Consider the following 4458-nt stretch of genomic DNA (forward strand, 5'->3'; position numbering starts at 1 on the left):
GGCCACCGCACACCCCAGCGCCACCACCGCGAAGAAGAACAGCCACCCCCCGGCCGGAAACCCGGTCAGCCGGTGCAACTGGTCGGCGTCGGAGTCCCGGGCCCCGGACCGCTTGCGCGTCCGGCTCAGCTCCAGCACCGGCTTCACCCCGGCCAGCAGCAGGAACCACACCATCAGATACGCGAACCCGGCCTGCACGTCCGTGTTCTTCGTCCACGACGCGGCGAACACCGCGCCGCCGGTGAGGACCACCGTGAGCACGCCGTAGAAGTTCCGGATCTCCACCAGCAGCAGCGCCAGCAGCAGCACGCTCACCCACAGCAGCATCGTGATGTGCTGCGCCGCCAGCAGCCAGGCGCCGCCCAGCCCGACCAGGCTCGGTGCGGTGTAGCCGGCCGCGACCGTGAGGATCATGCCCAGGCCGCGTGGCTTGCCGTAGGAGACCGTGACGCCGGAGGTGTCGTGGTGCAGCCGCACGCCGGACAGCCGCCGCCCGCACAGCAGCGCCACGACGGCGTGCCCGCCCTCGTGCGCGATCGTCACGGTGTTGCGCGCTATCCGCCACACCGGCCGCCACAGCACCGCCACCAGGGCCGCCGCGCCGACCGCGAGGATCAGGTTGCGTGGCGGATCGGGCTGGGTGCCGGTCACGCGGTGCCAGACGTCGTCCAGGTTGGAAATGCTCATGCTCACGGCCACGCAGCCTCCCACGATTCGCCCGTTCGGCGGTACCCGTCGGGACACGGCTGTGACGCGCCGGTGACGCTTGGGGAATGCTGAACCGGGCGGCGCGGGGCGTGCACAGGTACGTCCGCAGCGCCCCCGGCACCTACTCCTGGCTGCTGATCCTGCTGATCACGACGGCGATCCTCAAGCACGTCAGCCCGCGCACCGCGCACTGGATCCTGGAACGCCGCAGCACGAACATCCACTACCTCCTTGAGGACCCGGTCCGCGTCCTGATCCAGTCGGCCCTGTACATCGACGGCGGCAGCTGGCTGTTCTACTTCGCGCTCTACACGCTGTTCCACGCCCAGGCCGAGCGCTGGCTGGGCACCTGGCGCTGGCTGGGTATCGCGTTCACCTGCCACGTGCTGGCGACGTACGTGAGCGAAGGGGTGCTGGCCTGGGCGATCCACACCAACTCGGTGCCCGGCCGCATGCGCTACACGCTCGACTACGGCGTCAGCTACGCGCTGGCGGGCATCGTCGCGGTCCTGGCGTACTGGTGGCCGCGCGGGTGGATGCGGTGGGTGTACGCCGGATGCGTACTGGTGTTCTACGGCGTGGCGATGGTGCGGGGCCGGACGTTCACGGACGTGGGGCACTTCACGGCCGTGCTGGTCGGGCTGGGCTGCTACCCGCTCGTGCGGGGGCAGCCGTCGCCGATGGCGCGCGGGTGGCGGTGGTGGGGGCTGGTGGCGACGCCGCCGTTCGGCGAGCGGCCGCTCGGCTAGTTGACCTCTTGGCTAGTTGGCCCCTTGCGGCTTCGGAGTGGTGCTGGGGGACTCACAGATCCCGAGGATGCCCACGGTGCAGGTCGGCGTCGGAGACGTCGTGGTGCTGCTGGTCGGCGTCGTCGAGGGCGTGGACGAGGTCGGATGGTCTGTCGGCGTCCCGCTGGAGGAGCTGTGCGTCGGCGTCTCGTCGCTGGACGAGTGCGTGGTCGTGGTGGGGGAGGAGGTGCGGCTCCGGCTGTGCGACGTCGTATGCCGGAAGCTCGGCGTGTTGGAGGTCGACGTGCTGCCGGAGCCGGTGCTGGTCCCGACCGGCGTGGACGGCACGTCGGTCGGCGACGGCGCACTCGTCGACGACGACTCGGTGGGCGTCCCGCTCGTCCCCTGCGGAGAGTTCCCCGACCCGCCGCCCAACACCACCGCGGCGGCACCGGCGACGAGCAACACGGCCGTGGTCACCGCCCCGATGAGCGTCTTGCGCCGAGGGCCTCCGGGTGCGCCGGGCCCGTCGAACTCGTCGTCGTCGACGTCGTCGATGTCGTCGATATCCACGACGCGGCCACCGCCGTCACCAGCCGTGCCACTCTCCCCGGCAGCCTTGGCCGAGGCCGCCGAAGCCGCGGACGCGGCCGAGGCGACCTCCGCGGGCACCTCGTCGAGAGTCCGCGTGGCCTCGGCCTCGATGGTGTTGTCCCGATCCGGGTTCATCACCCGGGTGTGATCGGCGTCGACCCCCACAGCCTCGGCCACGCCCGGACGGAACCAGTTGTCCGGCGCGCTGGTCTGTACGGGCGGCGCCGGCTCCTCGGCCTCGGTCGGCCGCGGCAGGCTCGGCAGGCTCACGGCGAACGCGGAGAGCGAGCGCGGCGCCTTGGGGCTGGGCTTCGTGGGGAAGACCCAGTCGTCTTCGAAGTCGGCGTTGGAGGTGGAGTCGGGTTCGGGTTCGGGGGACTCAGCCTCAGACTCGGACTCGGACTCAGCCTCGGCTTCGGGCTCGGCTTCGGACTCAGGCTCAGGCTCGGCTGCGACCTCGGTCGTGGCCGGGCCGCTGCCTTCCTGGAGCAACGACGCAGCCGCGAGCGTCTCGATACCGAGTCCCGCGAACGGATCGCGCTTCGGCAGCGGCTCGGCGCTCGCTGCCACGGGCTCCGCGACTGCGGCAGAGGTCTCGGCGCTCGCTTCCTCAGGCTCCTCGGCGACAGGTGTGTCTTCAACAGCAGCCGGCGGAGAGAACGCGTCGAATGCCGCGAAAAGCTCGCTGTCCTCCATCGGCGGCTCGAACTCCGACTCGGCGTCGGCATCCTCGGCCTCGTCGGAGTCCTCGACACCGGAGGCTTCGACATCCGGCTCTTCAGGTGCGGCCGGCACGTCGACCGGCTCATCGTGCGCCACCTCGGGCTCGTCCCAGTGCCCGCTCACCGGCTCGGCCGCGACCTCCGCCGCCGATCCCCCCGACCGGTCGGCGAACACGTCGAATCCCGTAGGCGTGAAGTCGGTCGGCGCCGATTCGGCCGACCGTCCCGCACGCGCACCGTCGAACGACGTCAGCACGTCGCCCTCAGGGCCCGGCACCTCACCGACGGTCGCCGAACCGGCCTTGCTCGTCCGGCTGAACCAGTCGTGGTCCTCGGGGTCCTCGGAGTCCTCGGCCGCAGTCGTGCTCACCGGCTCAGGCGCGATCTCCTCCGCCGGCACAGTCTCGGGCTCGACCGGTTCCTCCGCAGCGACTTCGCCACCGGAGTCGTCACCACCAGAACCCTCGTCGTCCCCCGGCACCAGCAACGCCGCGTCAATAGGCTCCCCGATCGGCGGCGACATCTCCTCTGCCTCGACGCCAACCCCTGTGTCCTCGTCCCCGAGCCCCAACAGCGCTTCATCGATCGGCTCGCCGACCGGCGGTGCTTCCATCGCAGCCGCAGCCGCAGCCGCCTCGGCCGCCTCCGCCACCGCCCGCAGCGACTCGGCGCGCGCCGGCGGCACCGCCAGCTCCACGCCCTCCGTCCGCGCGGCCGCCGCGGCCCACTCGCTCAGCATCGCCTGCCCGCGCTGCTGCCAGTCCGGCCCGTACGCCGCCGTGACGGCCGTCGTGACCTCGTCCAGGAACTCGTGCGGGCTGCTCGGCCGGCGGCTCGGGTGCATCGCCAGCCCGCGCTGTACCAAAGGACTGAGCTGTGGCGGCGCGAACTCCGCGATGATCTCCGCGTACTCGTACAGCGCCTCAAGATCGTCGCGGGTCGCGGCGACGAAGGTGCTCTCGTTCGTCAGGCACTCGAAGAACACCGCGGTGGCGCTGAACACGTCGCCGGCCGCGCTCGCCGGCTCGCCCCGGAGACGTTCGGGTGCCAGATAAGTCGGTGTGTTCGGGACGAAACGCGGGCTCGGGCCGGCGAAATCGGTCAGGGCGATGCCGCCCGAGCCGCTCACCCGCACGTGCTCCGGGCGCACGTCGCCGTGCACCACGGCCAGCGTCACCAGCATTCCGGCGAGCACCGAGGCCGCGGCCTCCGGCGTCATCGCTTCTGACTCCCGCAGCACCGCGCGCAGCGACACGCCCTCGACCAGCCCGTTCCTCACGCAGGCCTGTTTACCTGATTGCGGGCCGCAACCACAACGTCTGAAAGAAGAGGCACGTCACAGACCTCGGCCGCGAAGCACCCACAGTGACGTCAGCTCCGCCGAGCGTGTGCGAGACCCCGAACGCGCCCGGAAAACATTCCGAGAACGTCATAGTGAACGCCACAGCGAACGCCCCGAAGAACGCCCGAAAAACCCCGACCGCCGCCCCTTACCTCAGCACCCTGAGCTCCAGATAGTTACGCCGTCCGAGGTGTGGCTCGTCCACCAGCCGCAGCCGCGCCACCCGCAACCGGTACAAACTCGCCGCGCCGGTCCCCGCGAGATAAGCGGCCCGCACCTCCGGATCGCCCCCGAACGAAGGGAACCGCCCCCGGTACGCCTCGAAAGCCGCCTCGGCCTCCGTCCCGACCACCGCCCCGCACTC

Annotated in this window: 4 protein-coding genes; 1 reads left to right on the top strand and 3 read right to left on the bottom strand. The window is 71.2% G+C overall.

Annotated elements, in window-relative coordinates; all coding sequences use genetic code 11:
• The coding region (locus GWK61_RS53000) for a M50 family metallopeptidase (protein WP_194921902.1) at window positions 1–687 on the bottom strand (687 nt) is incomplete at its 3' end.
• Between the two features lie 86 nt (window positions 688–773).
• On the opposite strand from GWK61_RS53000, the gene GWK61_RS53005 reads away from it, so the two are divergent.
• Window positions 774–1457, top strand: a complete 684-nt coding sequence (locus GWK61_RS53005; RefSeq protein ID WP_194921896.1) for a rhomboid-like protein — start codon at window positions 774–776, stop codon at window positions 1455–1457.
• Window positions 1458–1469: 12 nt separating this feature from the next.
• Here GWK61_RS53005 and GWK61_RS53010 read toward each other — a convergent pair whose 3' ends face one another.
• The gene (locus tag GWK61_RS53010; protein ID WP_194921898.1) at window positions 1470–4031 is read right to left on the bottom strand and encodes a protein kinase domain-containing protein; all 2562 of its coding nucleotides are present in this window, start codon (window positions 4029–4031) and stop codon (window positions 1470–1472) included.
• Between the two features lie 211 nt (window positions 4032–4242).
• On the bottom strand, window positions 4243–4458 hold a 216-nt coding region (locus tag GWK61_RS53015), incomplete at its 5' end, for a hypothetical protein (protein ID WP_194921900.1).

It is taken from the genome of Catenulispora rubra, from assembly GCF_015356825.1.
GTDB classification, from domain to species: Bacteria; Actinomycetota; Actinomycetes; order Streptomycetales; family Catenulisporaceae; genus Catenulispora; species Catenulispora rubra.

Bases quoted from the DNA above. Each gene is read 5' to 3' on its own strand.
- GWK61_RS53005 (WP_194921896.1), top strand. From the start codon at position 774: ATGCTGAACCGGGCGGCGCGGGGCGTGCACAGGTACGTCCGCAGCGCC.